Source organism: Billgrantia aerodenitrificans (assembly GCF_021404405.1).
Lineage (GTDB): Bacteria > Pseudomonadota > Gammaproteobacteria > Pseudomonadales > Halomonadaceae > Halomonas > Halomonas aerodenitrificans.
The window spans coordinates 161,165-178,711 of record NZ_JABFTV010000012.1 but is presented as its reverse complement, the minus strand read 5'-3'; the positions used below and the strand labels follow the sequence as shown (position 1 = coordinate 178,711).

At 65.0% G+C, this 17,547-nt stretch carries 14 protein-coding genes; 6 read left to right on the top strand and 8 right to left on the bottom strand.

Going from position 1 to position 17,547, the window contains the following annotated elements; all coding sequences use genetic code 11:
• Together HOP59_RS20425 and HOP59_RS23510 are read right to left on the bottom strand one after the other, a co-directional pair.
• Positions 1 to 382: IS110 family transposase (locus HOP59_RS20425; protein WP_234255416.1), on the bottom strand; the 382-nt coding region annotated here is incomplete at its 3' end.
• Between the two features lie 363 nt (positions 383 to 745).
• On the bottom strand, positions 746 to 868 hold the full coding sequence (locus HOP59_RS23510) for a hypothetical protein (protein WP_267965985.1): 123 nt from the start codon (positions 866 to 868) through the stop codon (positions 746 to 748).
• Between the two features lie 150 nt (positions 869 to 1,018).
• Between HOP59_RS23510 and HOP59_RS20420 the strand changes: the two genes are divergently transcribed.
• Positions 1,019 to 2,248, top strand: coding sequence for a cation:proton antiporter domain-containing protein (locus HOP59_RS20420; protein WP_234255415.1), 1,230 nt, complete (start codon positions 1,019 to 1,021; stop codon positions 2,246 to 2,248).
• On the opposite strand, the gene HOP59_RS20415 is transcribed toward HOP59_RS20420, so the two are convergent.
• The 5 genes from HOP59_RS20415 to HOP59_RS20395 all read right to left on the bottom strand — a co-directional run bounded on the left by HOP59_RS20415 (position 2,245) and on the right by HOP59_RS20395 (position 10,010).
• On the bottom strand, positions 2,245 to 3,894 hold the full coding sequence (locus tag HOP59_RS20415) for an alpha/beta hydrolase (RefSeq protein ID WP_234255414.1): 1,650 nt from the start codon (positions 3,892 to 3,894) through the stop codon (positions 2,245 to 2,247). The genes HOP59_RS20420 and HOP59_RS20415 overlap by 4 nt on opposite strands.
• Positions 3,895 to 3,926: 32 nt before the next feature.
• Positions 3,927 to 5,048, bottom strand: coding sequence for a phospholipase D-like domain-containing protein (locus tag HOP59_RS20410; RefSeq protein ID WP_234255413.1), 1,122 nt, complete (start codon positions 5,046 to 5,048; stop codon positions 3,927 to 3,929).
• Between the two features lie 129 nt (positions 5,049 to 5,177).
• Entirely contained in the window at positions 5,178 to 5,507 is a 330-nt protein-coding gene (locus tag HOP59_RS20405) for a hypothetical protein (RefSeq protein ID WP_234240838.1), read from the bottom strand.
• Positions 5,508 to 5,631: 124 nt separating this feature from the next.
• A complete protein-coding gene (locus tag HOP59_RS20400; RefSeq protein WP_086508041.1) occupies positions 5,632 to 6,873 on the bottom strand; it encodes a ribonucleotide-diphosphate reductase subunit beta in 1,242 nt (413 codons plus the stop codon).
• A 185-nt stretch (positions 6,874 to 7,058) separates the two neighbouring features.
• The gene (locus HOP59_RS20395; protein ID WP_234255412.1) at positions 7,059 to 10,010 is read right to left on the bottom strand and encodes a ribonucleoside-diphosphate reductase subunit alpha; all 2,952 of its coding nucleotides are present in this window, start codon (positions 10,008 to 10,010) and stop codon (positions 7,059 to 7,061) included.
• Between the two features lie 345 nt (positions 10,011 to 10,355).
• Between HOP59_RS20395 and HOP59_RS20390 the strand changes: the two genes are divergently transcribed.
• Positions 10,356 to 11,069: a winged helix-turn-helix domain-containing protein gene (locus HOP59_RS20390; RefSeq protein WP_234255411.1), complete on the top strand. Its 714-nt coding sequence runs from the start codon at positions 10,356 to 10,358 to the stop codon at positions 11,067 to 11,069.
• Positions 11,070 to 11,072: 3 nt separating this feature from the next.
• The gene (locus HOP59_RS20385) at positions 11,073 to 12,713 is read left to right on the top strand and encodes an ATP-binding protein (RefSeq protein ID WP_234255410.1); all 1,641 of its coding nucleotides are present in this window, start codon (positions 11,073 to 11,075) and stop codon (positions 12,711 to 12,713) included.
• Here the strand turns inward: HOP59_RS20385 and HOP59_RS20380 are convergent.
• A complete protein-coding gene (locus tag HOP59_RS20380; RefSeq protein ID WP_234255409.1) occupies positions 12,700 to 13,614 on the bottom strand; it encodes a LysR family transcriptional regulator in 915 nt (304 codons plus the stop codon). The two genes, HOP59_RS20385 and HOP59_RS20380, sit on opposite strands and share 14 nt — an antisense overlap.
• 97 nt (positions 13,615 to 13,711) lie before the next feature.
• On the opposite strand from HOP59_RS20380, the gene metE reads away from it, so the two are divergent.
• From metE to HOP59_RS20365, 3 genes are all read left to right on the top strand, one after another.
• The gene (metE, locus tag HOP59_RS20375) at positions 13,712 to 16,009 is read left to right on the top strand and encodes a 5-methyltetrahydropteroyltriglutamate--homocysteine S-methyltransferase (RefSeq protein WP_234255408.1); all 2,298 of its coding nucleotides are present in this window, start codon (positions 13,712 to 13,714) and stop codon (positions 16,007 to 16,009) included.
• 102 nt (positions 16,010 to 16,111) lie between these two features.
• On the top strand, positions 16,112 to 16,840 hold the full coding sequence (locus HOP59_RS20370; protein ID WP_234255407.1) for an MliC family protein: 729 nt from the start codon (positions 16,112 to 16,114) through the stop codon (positions 16,838 to 16,840).
• A 58-nt stretch (positions 16,841 to 16,898) separates the two neighbouring features.
• Positions 16,899 to 17,480 carry a superoxide dismutase gene (locus HOP59_RS20365; protein WP_234255406.1) on the top strand — a complete coding sequence of 194 codons (582 nt, stop codon included), beginning with the start codon at positions 16,899 to 16,901 and terminating at the stop codon, positions 17,478 to 17,480.
• The last annotated feature ends 67 nt before the right edge of the window (positions 17,481 to 17,547 follow it).

Here is a 17,547-nt window from a genome sequence, read left to right as displayed (position 1 = left end):
CCTCAGGCTCCGGCTGCCACGCATCAGGTCGTTGCGTCGCGCCATAGCGTGCCAGCACCACACTGTCCTTCTTATCTGTTTTGCCGCGTACTCCCAGGCTACGGGAGAAGTCACGCACCTGTGCGGGGTTGAGGACATAAACCTGGATGCCGGCAGCATGCAGCCAATAGGCGAGCGTCTCGTGATAGATGCCGGTGGCTTCCATCACAACGTGCAACTGGTCCAGTGGCTCCCCGGTTTGGTGCTCAAGCCATTCCAGCAGGCGTGGAAAGTCCTGCCGCCGATTGCCGAATACACGAGTCTTGACCTTGCCAGTCGCCTCATCGCGTAGCCAGGCGCAATCGAGCTTCTGCTTACTGACGTCGATACCGATCACTGCCATGTCTCGTCGCCTTTCCTTGTTCGTGCAGCCTCACTCCAATTCGGGAGGGGCTTGGATACCATTCAAGCTATCGAGATAGTGGGCATCAGGGGGCATAATCTAGGTCCCAGGCTGTAGCGCCTCAGGCTTTGTGGATGCTCACCCTGATGCCAAGGCCTGCTGGTAGCTAATCAACAAGCCCGGAGAGACACAAGGCTGTGTCTGAAAAGTCGTCGAGCGAAGGTCAGACAAGGCAAAATCAGCGAAAAGACGGAGTTTACGTGGTGTAAATGAGTACTTTGAGCTGATTTTTAACGCCGTATGGCCAAGCGCAGGCAGTTTTCAGACATAGCCTAAGAGGGCCTCGTCGAGAGCCCCAGGAGATCACTGCCCGCTGGGCTTGCGATAGTGACCCGGCACGGTCACCTTTTCGCCATCGGGAAGACGACGCACGTGAGTGGGAACGTAGATACGTCTGATGACGCTCTTGCGTGACTGGTCGTCCATCTTGCTGTCTCTCGTTTAGTTGAATATGAAACTACTTTAGGGCAGGTCGGGCGTGTCGCGCAATAGTGGCCGTGGTCGGCTGCTCGGTTTACGTCTGGGGCACGGTTGCCTAGGTTATGAGTAGCCGGGCAAGGAGCCGAAGGAGTTGGCATGGAGCAGCTGAACGTCGCTCTCGCCGTCGTGGGAGGGCTGGTACTGGTCGTGGGCCTGTTGTCGAGCCCGCTGGACCGCTCCTGGCTTTCCGCCCCGCTGTTCGCCTTCCTCTTCGGTGTGGCGCTGGGCCCCCACGGATTGAACGTGCTCGATCCGATGGCGTGGGGCGATGGTAAGCAGATGCTCGAGCAGACGGCTCGCCTGACGCTGGGCATCAGCCTGATGGGCATCGCGCTGCGCCTGCCGCCCAGCTATCCCTTCGTACACTGGCGTTCGCTGCTGGTGCTCCTGGCCGTGGGCATGCCGGCCATGTTTTTGATCAGCGCACTGCTCACCCATTGGGTCATGGGCTGGCCGCTGCTCATGGCGCTGCTGGTGGGTAGCGCCATCTGCGCCACGGATCCGGTGGTGGCCTCTTCGATCGTCACCGGCGGTGTGGCCAAGGAGAACCTGCCCGAGAGTTTCCGCCATCTGCTTTCCAGCGAATCCGGCGCCAACGATGGCCTGGCTTATCCGCTGGTGCTGTTGCCGGTGCTGCTGCTGACCCTGCCAGCAGGCGATGCCTGGTTCGACTGGTTCGTCACGATCTGGCTGTGGGAGGTCGGCGGTGGGATATTGATCGGGGTGGCACTCGGTTGGGCGACAGGACGGGCACTGCAGTGGTCGGAGGAGCGCGGCTATCTCGATCAGCCCTCCTTTCTTTCGATCACCCTGGCCTTGACGCTGCTGGTGCTGGGCTTGGGTGAGCTGCTGGGCACCAACAGCATTCTCGGGGTCTTTGCTGCGGGTCTGGCCTTCGATCAGGAAGTGGGGGGCAAGGAGCGCAGTGAAGAGGACAACGTGCAGGAAGCGGTCAACATTCTGCTGACCATGCCGATCTTCGTGCTGTTCGGCTTGATCGCTCCGTGGGCCGAGTGGCGGGCGCTGGGCTCGCAGGGGGTGTTGTTGGCACTGCTGATACTGCTGCTGCGCCGTCTGCCGGCGATGCTATTGCTCAAACCCTGGTTGCCTGCGATGCGTGACCTGCCGATCACCCTGATCATGGGCTGGTTCGGCCCCATTGGGGTATCGGCGCTCTACTACGCCACCTTCATATCGAGTCGAACCGGCTACGACCTGGCCTGGACCGTGGGCACCCTGATCGTGGTGGCGTCCATGCTCGCCCACGGCATGACTGCGGCGCCGCTGGCCTATCGCTATGGGCGCTGGCGGCGTGGCAAGGGTTAACGCACTTCGCGGAAGTGTTCTCTCAGCCGCTCCAGCTCTGCTTCGCTCCACCCGTTCGGCTCGGTGAGCGCCACCCAGGCATCGAAGTAGTGTTCGGCGGCGATGGTGTGCCCGTAGCCGGGCGGTGCGCGACCCACGGCCAGGTCGCCGAGCAGCTGCAGCATGGTCACCACCGGGTACCAGCGCAGTTCGGGCAGCACGTCGGGGGCTCGTGGTTCGCGCAGCCACTCCGGCTCGCGATAGAGAATGCGCGGCTCGAAGAAGGTGATCGGATCGCTGCCGTACTGCAGGTAGGCGATGCGGAAATCGCCCCAGTCGCCATTCGCGGCGTCCAGTCCCTGGTACTGGTTCATGAAGCGAACCACGGCACCGTCGCGGAAGGTGGGCAGCCACGAGGGCGAGCCGCCATCGCGTTCCCGGGTGACCGTGCGCCAGGTGTCGCTGCGGAAGGGCGGGCCGCTCCACAAGGCACCGTGGAAGGGGTCGTCGATGATGTCGTAGAAGTCGAACGACAGATCCGAGTTGAGCGAGCCGAGGCTGAGGCCGTGCAGATAGAGCCGGGGGCGCTCGTCTTCGGGCAGTCCGCTCCAGTATTCGTAGACGGTGGTGAACAGGGCGCGGGCGTTTTCGGCGCCGTAATCCCCTTCGACCAGCAGCGCCAGATGGCTGGGCAGGTAGGAGTACTGCATGGTGGCCGTGGCGATGTTGCCGCGGTGTAGATACTCCACCGTGTTCAGGGCCGCCGGATCGACCCAGCCTCTTCCGGTGGGGGTGGCCAGCACCATCACCGAGCGCTCGAAGGCGCCGACCCGCTGGAGTTCCTGCAGCGCCAGCTGGGCGCGCTCCGCGGGCGTATCCGCTGCACTCAGGCCCACATAGACCCGCACCGGATCCATGGCCACGGCCTCTGCGTCCAGGAAGGCACCGATGTCGTCGGCAGAAGGGCCCTGGGTCACGAAACGCCTGCCGCGTCCGCCGAGCGCTTCCCAACTGATCAAGGAGTGCTCGCTGCCGGTCTTCATCGGATCGGTGGGCGGTGGCAGGTCATCCAGTATCAGCTCGTCGATCTGCTGAAAGGAGTTGTCGGCGGCGCGCAGGGCCAGGGTGAAGATGACCCCGTCGATGACCGACCAGAACAGCGCCGCGGCGGCGATCACGCCCAGCAGGTTCGAGATCCGATGCGGCACGAAGCGGCGCATCTTGCGGGCGAGAAAGCGAAAGGTCAGGCGGAACAGTTTGACCAGCAGCCACAGCAGGGCGAACAGTGCCAGGGCGATCAGGCCGATGCTGATGGCGCGTATGCCGCTGACCTCCTCCAGCCCCATCAGGTCGCGGATGCGGTTCTGCCAGGCCGAGGCCTGCCACAGGAAGGCCGCGGCGATCAGCGTACAGAGGCCGGCCGCCGTCAGCTTGATGATCCGCTCGATGCGCGAGCGGGGGCGCGGCAGCTGCAGGTAGTCCCACAGCCAGTGGGCGATGAAGCCCAGCGCATAGCCGGCCGAAAAGGAGAGCCCCGAGACGATGCCCTGGGCGTAGGTGGGCCGTGGCAGCAGACTGGGGGTGAGCGAAAAGGCGAACAGCAGCGTGCCGAGCAGAAGGCCGGCCGTGGAAAAGTGCCTGAGAGCGCTGCGGATTCTCGGGTGCATGGGCATCATCTATTGAGAAAAATGGGCAAATCTTAACGCAACCCTGCCAGCCAGGTGCTGATGAGGGCGGCGAAGCGCTCGCGATAGCGCTGCGCACTGGAACGCTGGGACCACTCTGCCAGGCGTACCGGCTTGCTGTCGCCCATATGGCTTTCGAACAGTTCGGTCAGCTCGGCGGCGAAGCCGGGATGCTCCACTTCCACGTTGGCTTCGAGATTCCAATGCAGACTCCAGTGATCGAAATTGCACGAGCCCACGGTAACCCAGTCGTCGACGAGGCAGAACTTGGCGTGGGTGAAGCGAGGTTGATACTCGTAGATATGAATGCCGGCGTCCAGTAGCTCGCCGAAGTGGCGCTGGCCGGCATAGCGCACGCTGGGGTGGTCGTGCCCCTTGCCGGCCACCAGCAGGCGCACGTCCACGCCGCGTCGGGCGATGTCGCCGATCAGCTTGCGCAGCTGCCGTGACGGCAGGAAATAGGGGGTGTACATCCACAGCCGTTGCCTGGCCGTGCCCATGCGTTGATGCAGCGAATGGCGAATCGACATGTCGCTCGGCCCCTCATTGTGCACCAGGCGGGCCGGCATCTCCCATTCCCGAGCGGAAGCGGAGGCGGAGGCGGCGGGACGCTCCCGGTCGATGGCGCCCTTGTCGCCCCGGGTACGGGAGGATTCCCACAGATCGGCGAAGAGCCGGATCCAATCTTCCACCACCGGGCCCTCGGCACGCACCACCACGTCGAACCAGTCGCCCAGGTAGTCGTCGGTGAGGCAGTAACCGCCGGTATAGGCAACACGGCGATCGACCAGCAGCAGCTTGCGATGGTTGCGATTCAGATTGCGCCGCAGGCGCCGCATCATGAAGGGGTTGTAGTGGCGCAGCGCCACGCCTGCCGAGGAGAGCCGCTCACGGTCACGCTGCCCGAGGCTCACCGCGCCGAAGCTGTCGAGCACCACATGCACCGCGACGCCACGCTGCGCGGCGCGCTCCATGGCATCGAAGAAACGGCGCGTCACTCGGCCGGACTCGATCAGGTACTGCTCGAACCAAACCGACTCCTCGGCCTTGTCGATGGCCTCCAGCAGCTCGGGGATGAAGCGCTCGCTGTCGGGTATCAGGGTGATGAGGTTGCCGTGCTTCCAGCTGGGTTCCATGCGGCTCTCCTTGCCGTTGCCAATCTCCTTGCCCAGAGGGTAGGGGGATACGGCGATCGCCACAACGGCAGGAGAGCCTGGCAGCCGGGCCAGACCGGACCGCCGGCCTGACCCACGGAGCGCGGCGTCTCAATGATAGCGACTGGGCAGGCGCGTGAAGCGCACCGGTGGGCTGTACTTCTCTCCTGCGGGCGCCCGCTCGGGCGCCGGGCGCACCCGCCAGCCACGTGAATTCGCCCACTCCTTGAGCTCGTGGTAGTCGAGCAGCGGATACTCGCGGGTATAGGGGTTGGGCGATGACGAGGGAAAGGCGAAGGCCACGTGGGGGTAGAGGGCCAGGGCGTTGGGGCCGCCGTGGGCGGTCAGTGCCTGGTCGAGGGCCGATTGCCAGGCCCTGGCGTCGAGCGGGAGCTGAGCTGCGGTGGGCAGTGCATGGTCTTGCAGAGAGTGACTTGCCATGACATTTACCTCACTTGGAATCGATAGTGGGTCTTGGTTGGCTACATAAAGGCCGGTGGCTCCTGGGTCCTGCTTGGTTAAGCGCCCCACTCGTCAGCGAGTGGGGCGTGAGAACGAGTGGGGCTCAATCCCAACTCAGCGCACCGCCTACCTGATACTCGGTGACGCGGGTCTCGAAGAAGTTCTTCTCCTTGCGCAGGTCGATGATCTCGCTCATCCACGGGAAGGGGTTCTGCGCCCCTGGGAATTGCTCCTTCAGGCCGATCTGGGCCAGGCGGCGGTTGCAGATGAAGTGCAGGTACTCCTCCATGATCGCCGCGTTCATGCCCAGCACGCCGCGGGGCATGGTGTCGCGGGCGTAGGCGATCTCGAGCTCGGTGCCCTCGAGGATCATCTGGGTCACTTCGTCCTGGAACTCGGGCGTCCACAGGTGCGGGTTCTCGATCTTGATCTGGTTGATCATGTCGACCCCGAAGTTCAGGTGCATCGACTCGTCGCGCAGGATGTACTGGAACTGCTCGGCAACGCCGGTCATCTTGTTGCGCCGACCCATGGAGAGGATCTGGCTGAAGCCGCAGTAGAAGAAGATGCCTTCGGTCACGCAGTAGAAGGCCACCAGGTTACGCAGCAGCTCCTGGTCGGTCTCCGGTGTGCCGGTATTGAAGTCCGGGCGCGCCAGCGACTGGGTGTGCTTGAGGCTCCAGGCCGACTTGGCGGCCACCGACGGCACCTCGCGGTACATGTTGAAGACCTCGCCTTCATCCATGCCCAGCGACTCCACGCAGTACTGGTAGGCGTGGGTGTGGATCGCCTCCTCGAAGGCCTGGCGCAGCAGGTACTGGCGGCACTCGGGGTTGGTGATCAGGCGATAGAGTGCCAGCACCAGGTTGTTGGCCACCAGCGAGTCGGCGGTGGAGAAGTAGCCCAGGCTGCGCTCGACGATGCGCCGCTCGTCCGGTGTCAGGCCGTCCTGGCTCTTCCACAGGGCGATATCGGCGTTCATGTTCACTTCCTGGGGCATCCAGTGGTTGGCGCTGCCGTCCAGGTATTTCTGCCACGCCCACTCGTACTTGAAGGGCACGAGCTGGTTGAGGTCGGCGCGAGCGTTGATCATCTGCTTGTCGTCGACCTGAATGCGCGCCGCGCCCATCTCCAGCTCCTCGAGACCGGCGGCCACGTCGAGCTCTTCCAATGACTTGCGTGCCCGTGCCAGGCGGTCGCTGTCGGCCACCCGGTAGTTGCCGCCGGACTCCTTGACCTCGTCGGCCGGTGCGGGCTGTGGCTTGGCGGCAGGCGCCGGCGCGGCCTTGGCCGGCTGCTCGGCGACGGTGGTTTCGTCCTCGTGGAACTCGTCCCAGTTCAGCATTTCACTTCACCTCGGATTCTTTTGGGGCCGTAGATGGATTCACCGCTCGAGGCTCATGCCGGGAGCAAGCCTGCGAGGAGGCGCTGTAAACCCATCCCTGGGCGCTACCGACGCCATCCCTGGCGTAGGACCTCCTCTCCGGCTTGCTCCCGGCGCCTCTCGCTACGCCGTTGGCAATACGTGTCTTACTGGCAGGCCTCGCAACCCAGGTCATCGATTTCTGCGGCACTGGGTGCGCGAGAGCCGCTGCCCGCCTTGCCGGTGAGGAAGTCCTCCACCCCGCGCGGCTCTTTCTGCGTCGCGGGCTCTCGGTTCTGCGCTGAGGGCTCTCGGTTCTGCGCTGAGGGCTCTCGTGCCGGCTGTGCCTGCGGGGCGCCGCCGACCGGTGCCTGGTTGCTCACCGCATTGAGGTTGCCGCGGTCCACGGTGGATTTCTCCACCGAGGTGGCGCCCAGGGCGCGCAGGTAGTAGGTGGTCTTGAGCCCGCGGAACCACGCCATGCGGTAGGTCACGTCGAGCTTCTTGCCGGAAACGCCCTTGATGTAGAGGTTCAGCGACTGGGCCTGGTCGATCCACTTCTGGCGCCGTGAGGCGGCCTCCACCAGCCACTTCGGCTCCACCTCGAAGGCGGTGGCGTACTTGGCCTTGAGGTCGTCCGGGATGCGCTCGATGGGCTGGGCCGAGCCGTCGTAGTACTTGAGGTCGTTGATCATCACCTCGTCCCACAGCCCGCGCGCCTTGAGGTCGTGGACCAGGTAGGCGTTGACCACGGTGAACTCGCCGGAGAGGTTCGACTTCACGTAGAGGTTCTGGTACGTGGGCTCGATCGACTGCGACACGCCGCAGATGTTGGAGATCGTCGCGGTGGGGGCGATGGCCATCACGTTGGAGTTGCGCATGCCCTGCTCGGCAATCTTCTTGCGGATGCGGTCCCAGTCCTGGGTCGCGCCGGTATCCACCTCGATGTACTTCTCGCCGCGCTCCGTCACCAGCTTGTCGATGGAGTCGATGGGCAGAATGCCCTGGCTCCACAGCGAGCCCTCGAAGCTCTCGTAGTGGCCGCGCTCGGCGGCCAGGTCGCTCGATGCCTCGATGGCGTGATAGCTGACCAGCTCCATGGAGCGGTCGGCGAACTCCACCGCCTCTTCCGAGGCGTAGGCGATGTCCTGGGCGTAGAGGGCGTCCTGGAAGCCCATGATGCCGAGCCCCACCGGGCGATGCTTGAGGTTGGAGTTTCTCGCCTGGGGCACCGCGTAGTAATTGATGTCGATGACGTTGTCGAGCATGCGCACGGCGGTACGCACGCTCTTCTTCAGCTTGGCGTCGTCGAGCTTGCCGTCGACCACGTGCTGCGCCAGGTTGATCGAGCCCAGGTTACACACCGCAATCTCGTCGACGCTGGTGTTCAAGGTGATCTCGGTGCACAGGTTGGAGGAGTGCACCACGCCGGCGTGCTGCTGCGGGCTGCGCAGGTTGCACGGGTCCTTGAAGGTGATCCACGGGTGACCGGTCTCGAACAGCATCGAGAGCATCTTGCGCCACAGGTCCTTGGCGCGCACGCGCTTGAACAGCTTGAGCTGGCCGGAGCGGGTCATCGCCTCGTACTCCTCGTAGCGCTGCTCGAAGGCGGCGCCGTAGAGGTCGTGCAGGTCGGGACAGGTGGCGGGCGAGAACAGCGTCCACTCCTTGTCGTCGAACACCCGCTTCATGAACAGGTCGGGCACCCAGTTGGCGGTGTTCATGTCATGGGTGCGGCGGCGGTCGTCGCCGGTGTTCTTGCGCAGCTCGAGGAACTCCTCCACGTCCAGGTGCCAGGTCTCCAGATAGGCGCACACCGCGCCCTTGCGCTTGCCGCCCTGGTTCACCGCCACGGCAGTGTCGTTGACCACCTTGAGGAACGGCACCACGCCCTGGCTCTTGCCGTTGGTGCCCTTGATGTAGGAGCCCAGCGCGCGTACCGGGGTCCAGTCGTTGCCCAGGCCGCCGGCCCACTTGGAGAGCAGGGCGTTGTCGCGGATGGCGCTGTAGATGCCGTCGAGATCGTCGGGAACGGTGGTGAGGTAGCAGCTGGAGAGCTGGCTGCGCACGGTGCCCGAGTTGAACAGGGTCGGCGTCGAGGCCATGTAGTCGAAGCTGGAGAGCAGCTCGTAGAATTCGATGGCGCGCGCTTCGCGGTCGTCCTCGTTCAGCGCCAGGCCCATGGCCACGCGCATGAACATCACCTGGGGCAGCTCGTAGCGCACGTCGTCCCGATGGATGAAGTAGCGGTCGTAGAGGGTCTGCAGGCCGAGATAGGTGAAGGCGTTGTCGCGGGTGTGGTCCAGCGCGTCGCCGAGCCGCTCGAGATCGAACTCGGCAAGCCTGGGGTCGAGCTGTTCGTACTCGATGCCGCGGGCGACGTACTCGATGAACGCCGGCTTGTAGAGCTCGGCCATCTCGCCGAAGGTTGCCTCTTCGGCCACGCCGAGGAAGGAGAGCGCCTCGCGACGCAGGCTGTCCTGCAGCAGCCGCGCGGTGACATAGGTGTAGTTGGGCTCCTTCTCCACCAGGGTGCGCGCGGTCATCATCAGCGCCTGGGAGACGCCATCCACCGAGACGCCGTCGTAGAGGTTCTTCAGCGACGCCTCGACGATGCGGTTGGGGTCGACGTTCTCGAGCTCGGCGCAGGCATCGAACACCAGCGTCTCGATGCGGCCGAGGTCGAGCGGGCGGCGGCTGCCGTCGTCGAGGGTGACGTTGAGTGTGGGGTGCGGCTTTTCGATGTCGCCGCCGGCGGCGGCGCGGGCGCGGGCGTGCTCCTCGCGATAGAGCACGTAGGCGCGGGCCACCTTCTGCTCACCGGCCCGCATCAGTGCCAGCTCGACCTGATCCTGAATGTCCTCGATGTGCAGCGTGCCGCCGTCGGGCATGCGGCGCAAGAACGCGCTGGCGATGCTCTGGCTGGCCTGGTCGACGAAGTCGCGTACCCGCGAGGAGGCGCTGACGTTGTCGCCCTCCACGGCGATGAAGGCCTTGCGCATGGCCACGGCGATCTTGCTGGCATCGAAGGACACCACGTCGCCGTTGCGCTTGATCACGCGCAGGGTGTGCGGCGCCGTGAGTGACAGGTCGGTCGAGTCGGGGGTCTGAAGTTCCATGAGCCGATGATCCCTTGCAGTGGGGATGAGACAGGGGCGACGAAGGCATTGACAGTCAGGAGTGGACTTGCTAGATGCACATCATCTTGTGTTGTTCCATCTTGAGAGCACAAGATAGTGTGCTTTTTGGCCTGCTTCAAGTGGATAACCTGTGGGTGAGCTGTGACTGTTCAGGGGGCATCCTTTGGGATATCGTCAAGTCCGGGCTATGCTTCGCTGGCAAGCTGCAAGGACGCGAAATGTCACCAAAGGCAGGCGAAAGCGCCTATTTCGGGTATCCTTGATGAGTGATTGGCGGGACAGGGTGTCCCAATGACAACGAGGCCCAGCACGGGGATGACTAGGATGGATGACAACCTGGAAAGCAGCGACATGGAACACGTGCTGATTATCGAGGATGACGTGCGCCTGGCGGAGCTCACCCGGGACTATCTGGAGTCGAATGGCTTCAAGGTGACGGTGGAGGCCGAGGGCTCGCGAGGCGTTGAACAGATCCAGGCGTTGCAGCCGGATCTTGTGATTCTCGATCTGATGCTGCCCGGAGAGGATGGATTGTCGATCTGTCGCCGGGCCAGGCCGAACTATGCCGGGCCGATTCTGATGTTGACTGCGCGCACCGACGACATGGATCAGGTCCTTGGGCTGGAGATGGGGGCCGACGATTACGTGCCCAAGCCGGTTCAGCCACGGGTACTGCTGGCGCGTATGCGGGCGCTGTTGCGTCGCGCCGAGAATACCGACCAGTCCGGCGATGCGCGGCTCACCTTCGGTAATCTCGAGGTCGACAGCGCCACCCGCGAAGCCTGGCTCGAGGGCGAGCGTATCGATCTCACCAGCGCCGAGTTCGACCTGCTGTGGCTGCTGGCCAGCAACGCCGGGCGGGTACTCACGCGGGAAGAGATCTTCAGCGATCTGCGCGGCATCAAATACGATGGCCAGGATCGTTCCATCGACGTGCGGGTATCGCGGATACGGCCCAAGATCGGCGACGACCCCAACCATCCGCACCGGATCAAGACAGTACGCAGCAAGGGCTACCTGTTCGTCAAGGACGCCTGATCGATGCAGCGGTTCCTGGCCGATGGCTCCTTTCTGCGTGTCTATCTGGCCTTGGCGCTGGCGTTGCTGCTGACCTTCGGCCTGGCCCTGATGGGCCTGGCCCTGGTCGACCGGGTGCGAGTCGAACAGTATCGTGAACAGCTGGCCGAAGCGCCGCTGCAGCTTCTCTCCTGGCGAGTGGCGGCCCTGCCGGCTCATGAACGCGGCACCTGGCTGACCCAGCAGTCCGATCTGCTCAACATGCGGCTCTCGCTGCGCGAGCCCGACGACACCGAGCTGAGCTGGTTCGAGCGGCGACGGCTGGATCGGGGCCGCGTGCTGGTGAAGGTCTACGACGAAGACAGCTGGCGTCTTTATCGGAAACTGCCGCGTGAGGAGCGTATTCTCGAGGCGCGCCTGTCGGGGCTCAACGAGCGTCAGCTGCGCGGCCTGGCGCAGCTACTCGGCGACTGGCTCGCCGAGGTCGACGGCGAGGCGCGCCAGCGGCGCCTCAAAGGCGTGACCAGCGATGCCCTGCCGGTACACCTGCGTGACCTGGCCCCCGAAGGACTCGATAGCCACCAGCTTTCCCGACTGCGCGACGGTGAACTGGTGATTCGTCTGCTGCCCGGCCACTGGGCGCTGACGGTGCATCTGGCGGTGCCTGCCGCCGACGGCTCGCGGCAGTGGCTGTCGATCGGCCCCGTCTCGGCGCTGGAACCCACCCCCATTTCGCTGCTGCTGCTGGTGCTGGTGATCATGCTCGGCGTGCTGGCGGCGATCATTTATCTGATCGTGCGTGGCGTGGAGGCACGTCTGGCGCGGCTAGAGCTGGCCGCCGGGCGCATCGCCAGCGGCCGCCTCGATACCCGGGTCAAGGTCGATGGCGGCGGCTTCATCGGTCGGGTCGGCATGGCCTTCAACGCCATGGCGGCTCAGGTACAGTCGCTGCTGCGTTCGCAGCAGGAGATGATCCGGGCGGTTTCCCATGAGCTGCGTACCCCGGTGGCGCGGATCCGCTTCGCCATGCAGATGGTCGAGGACATGACCGACGACCCGGCCGTTCACCGCCAGCTGCACGGCATCGACAGCGATATCGAGGAGCTCGACCAGCTCATCGACGAGATTCTCACCTATGCCCGCCTCGACAGCGGCCTGGTCAACGGCACCGCACTGGAGCGTACCCGGGTCGACTGCCGGGCCGTCGCCGAGCGGGTCATCGAGACCCTGGCGCCGCTGCATGCCCATCTGCGTCTCGAGCTGGCCCCGGGGGCCGAGGTGGAGGTCCAGGCCGATCCACGTTATTTGCAGCGGGCCCTGCAGAACCTGGTGGCCAACGCCTGTCGCCATGCGCAGTCGCGGGTGCTGGTGCGGCTCTCGCTGGAGTCGCGTCTGGTGCGGCTCGACATCGAGGATGACGGCCCCGGCGTGCCGCCCGGTGAGCGCCAGTCGATCTTCAAACCCTTCGCCCGCCTCGACGACAGCCGCACCCGGCGCAGCGGCGGCTATGGGCTGGGGCTCTCCATCGTGCAGAAGATCATGGCCTGGCATGGTGGCAGCGTGGTGGTCGACGACAGCCAGGAGCTGGGCGGCGCACGCTTCTCGCTGCTGCTGCCGCGGGTGCCGGTGGGCAAGGAGAGGCTGCCGCCGGTCAAGCCGGTTTGATGCCTTCGAGCACGGCGAAGGAGGTTTCGCGGGCCGTACGCAGGAAGTCTTCCATCCACGGCTGATCGCGGCTCTCGTCGCGGATGGCGGCGTAAAGCGTGCTCCACATGCCAGCCTCGCCGAGACCCACTGCCTTCACGTAGTCCCGCTCCAGATACTCGGTCAACGCCCAGTTGGGCAGTGCACAGACGCCGCGACCGCTGGCCACCAGCTGCATCATCATGACCGTGAGCTCAGCGGTACGGATCTCCCGGGGGCGCACGCCGGCAGGATCGAGGAATTGGGTGAAGACATCCAGCCGGGCATGCTCTACCGGGTAGGTGATCAGCGTCTCCTCGGCCAGGTCTGAGGGGGTCACGAAGGAGTGTTCGGCGAGACGGTGCTGGCGGGCCACGGCCAGCAGTCCTTCGTAGCGGAACAGCGGCTCGTAATAGACGCCGGTCAGCGGCTGCGGGTCGGCGGTGATCACCAGATCGAGCTGCTCGCGGGCCAGTGCCGGCAGCGGGTCGAAGTGGTGCCCGCCGGGAATGTCGATCTCCACTTCCGGCCAGTGGTCGCGGAAGCGGTCGATGGTCGGCATCAGCCACTGGAAACAGCTGTGGCACTCGATGGCCATATGCAGGCGGCCCGGTTCATGGCCGATCAAGCGCGCCACGTCGCGCTCGGCCATACGCACCAGCGGCAGCACCTGCTCGGCCAGGACCAGCAACCGCTGCCCGGCGCGGGTGAACTCGACGGGCCGCGTCTTGCGCACGAACAGGGCGGTACCCAGTCGCTCTTCGAGATCCTTGATCTGGTGGGAGAGAGCGGATTGGGTCAGGTGAACCCGCTCTGCCGCCTCGACCAGGGAGCCGGCGTCGCGCAGCGCGATCAGCGTGCGCAGGTGACGAAGTTCAATCATGAGCTTCTTTCATGTTCTGGGTTAATTTATTTAGTTTGATTCAATTTCATGTGCCAGCGAGACTCTACCGCAACATTCATGCGTAGAGGGTTTCATCATGACATTAGCTCATGTGCTTGGCTATCCGCGAATCGGCGCCGACCGCGAGCTCAAGCGGGCTGTCGAGGCCTACTGGCGTGGCGAGCTGGGCCGGGACGCTCTCGAGGCTGTGGGTCGAGAGCTACGGGCACGCCACTGGCAGGCGCAGCGCGATGCCGGCCTCGATCTGGTCACGGTGGGCGACTTCGCCTTCTACGACCAGGTACTCAACGTCAGCGCCATGGTGGGGGCCGTACCGGCGCGCTTTGCCGCCGAGGCGGAGGTCGCTCGCGGCGAGGTCGAGCTCGACACCCAGTTCCGTATGGCCCGTGGGCGGGCGCCCAGTGGGGCGCCGGCTGCCGCCTGCGAGATGACCAAATACTTCGATACCAACTATCACTACCTGGTGCCGGAGCTACATGCGGGGCAGACGTTCAAGCTCGCCGGCACGCGGCTGTTCGACGAGGTAGCAGAGGCGCATGCTGCGGGACACCCGGCCAAGGTGGTACTCACCGGTCCGCTGACCTGGCTGTGGCTGGGCAAGGGGCGTGAGGCCGACTTCGACCGCCTGAGCCTGCTGCCAGCGCTGCTGCCGGTCTACGGCGAGATACTCGCGCGGCTGGCCGAACAGGGCGTGGAGTGGGTGCAGCTGGACGAGCCGGCGCTGGTGCAGGACCTGCCGATCGAATGGCGCAATGCCTATGAGTTCGCCTACAGCAGCCTGCGCGCCGCCCCGGTCAAGCTGCTGGTGGCCACCTACTTCGGTGGCCTCGGCGACAACCTGCGCCTGGCCGCGAGTCTGCCGGTGGATGGCCTGCACATCGATACGGTGCGTGCTCCCGAGCAGCTCACAGCGGTGCTCGACAATCTGCCGGGCTACAAGGTGCTGTCGGTGGGCGCCATCGACGGCCGCAACATCTGGCGCGCCGATCTGGCGGTTCTGCACGAGCGCCTGGCCAATGCCCGCATGCGCCTCGGCGAGCGGCTGTGGCTGGCGCCCTCCTGTTCGCTGCTGCACGTGCCGGTGGACCTGGCGGCGGAGACGACGCTCGACGAGGAGCTCAAGAGCTGGCTCGCCTTCGCTCGCCAGAAGCTCGACGAAACCGTGACCCTGGCGCGCCTGCTCGGCAATCGTGCCACTGACGAGGATCGTGCCCGGGTTACCGCTGCCACGGCGGCACTGGATGCCCGGCGCGCCTCGCCAAGGCTGCACCGGCCCGAGGTCGCTCAGCGTCTGGCCGGCGTCGGTGATGCCGAGCTCTCACGCGACAACCCCTATCCGGTCAGGGCCCGAGCCCAGCGGCGCGCGCTGGACCTGCCGCTGTTTCCCACCACCACCATCGGCTCCTTTCCGCAGACCGCGGAGATCCGCGCCGCCCGGCGCGCCTTCAAGAACGGCGAGCTGGGTCATGACGCCTACGAAGCGCAGATGCGCGACGAGATCGCCGATGCCGTACGGCGTCAGGAAGCCTACGGAATCGACATGCTGGTGCACGGCGAAGCCGAGCGCAACGACATGGTCGAGTACTTCGGCGAGCAGCTCGACGGCTACGCCTTCACCCGCAACGGCTGGGTGCAGAGCTATGGCTCGCGCTGCGTCAAACCGCCGGTCATCGTCGGCGACGTGAGCCGCCCGGCGGCGATGACGGTGGCCTGGAGCCGCTATGCCCAGTCGCTCACCCAGCGGCCGATGAAGGGCATGCTCACGGGACCTGTGACCATGCTGCAGTGGGCTTTCGTGCGTGATGACCAGCCGCGCGAGGTGACCTGTCGCCAGATCGCCCTGGCCCTGCGCGACGAGGTGGCCGACCTTGAGGCCGCCGGCATCCCGGCGATCCAGATCGACGAACCGGCGCTGCGCGAGGGATTGCCGCTGCGCCAGGGTGAATGGCAAGCCTACCTCGACTGGGCCGTGGAGTGCTTTCGCCTGACCGCCTCGGTGGCGCGCGACACCACCCAGATCCACACTCACATGTGCTATTCGGAGTTCAATGACATCATCGCGGCCATTGCCGCACTGGATGCCGACGTCATCACCATCGAGACCTCGCGTTCGAACATGGAGCTGCTCGACGCCTTCCAGGACTTCGCCTATCCCAACGAGATCGGCCCGGGCGTCTACGACATCCACTCGCCCAACGTGCCTGACGTGGCGTGGATGGTGCAGTTGATGGAGAAGGCGGCAGAGCGGATTCCCGTCGAGCGGCTGTGGGTCAACCCCGATTGCGGCCTCAAGACCCGCGGCTGGGCCGAGGTTGAGCCGGCCCTGGCCAACATGGTCGCGGCGGCTCGCGAGCTGCGTCGCCGCCACGGCTGAAGGCGCCGCTGCGCTGCGTTCGCAGTGCGTGAAACAGGTATCGGGCCGTCACGGCCCGGTGCCTGTTATGCTGTGCCGGTTCGCTATGCCCAAGGAATCGTCATGATCTCTCGTTTACCTCTCTCCTTCCGCCCCGCGTTGCTGGCTGCCGCTTCGCTGCTGCTGGCCGGTTGTGCCGCTGCTCCCGTCGACGGGCCGCGCTCCGCTGGCGCAAAGGTGGCCAGCACGGCACCGTTGCTGCCCACGCTGCTGTTTCCCGGCGGCGCCGAGCACTTCGAAGCCTGGCGCTGCACGCCGCAGCAGGATCTGGTGACCGCTTTCGGCGAGCGCGAGCTACGGCTGTGGTCGGCCCACGGCGGCTATCGCCTGGCGCCGGCCGTGGTGGCCAGCGGAGCGCGCTATCAGCAGGGCGATCTCAGCTTCTGGAACAAGGGCGGAGAGGCCGTGGTGGAGAGCGCCAACGGACGGCTCGACTGCACTGCCGCCATGGCGCGTTCGGCGCTGACCCGCGAGCAGCGCCCCGGGGTGATGTTCCACGGTCGCGGCAATGAGCCGGGCTGGCACGTCAACCTGGCCCACGACACCCCCGAACTGACGCTGACGATGGACTACGGGACACGGGAGATGACGTTGCCCTATCGAGTCATCGCCATGGACAACGGCGGCGGCAGGGTGCTGCTCTCCAGCGGCCTGACCGATCAGCCCTTCGAGCTGCGCCTGGAAGCGCGGGCCTGCTTCGACGACATGAGCGGCGAGCCGTTCCCGGCCAGGGTCACGCTGACCTTCGAAGGAGAAACGTACCGGGGCTGTGGCCAGGGCATCGCACCCTAACCATCCGGTTGTCTTGAACGAGCCCGCCGCTCACCGTGACAAGCAAGGAGCCACCACAATGACTTTCGAACTGCCGGCACTGCCCTACGAGAAGAATGCCCTCGAGCCGCACATCTCCGCCGAGACTCTGGAGTATCACTACGGCAAGCACCACCAGGCTTACGTCACCAAGCTCAACGAATTGATCGAAGGCAGCGAGGACGCCCACAAGTCCCTCGAGGAGATCATCCAATCCGCCACCGGTGGCCTGTTCAACCAGGCAGCCCAGGTGTGGAACCACACTTTCTACTGGCACTGCCTCTCGCCCAACGGGGGCGGCGAGCCCAGCGGTGCCCTGGCTGAGGCAATCAACGCCAAGTTCGGCTCCTTCGACAAGTTCAAGGACGCCTTCAATGCCAGTGCCGTGGCCAACTTCGGTGCCGGCTGGACTTGGCTGATCAAGACCGCCGACGGCGGCGTCGACATCGTCAACACCAGCAATGCCGACACCCCCATCGCCCACGACCAGACCCCGTTGATGACCATCGACGTGTGGGAGCATGCCTACTACATCGATTACCGCAACGCGCGTCCGAAGTACCTCGAGAACGTGTGGAACGTGCTGAATTGGGACTTCGTCGCCCAGAACTTCAGCTCCTGAGCGTGCAATCGAAATAATCTCCCGCTCGACGATTCATTGGGCTGAGTGTGAGTTGAGCATGGCCCTG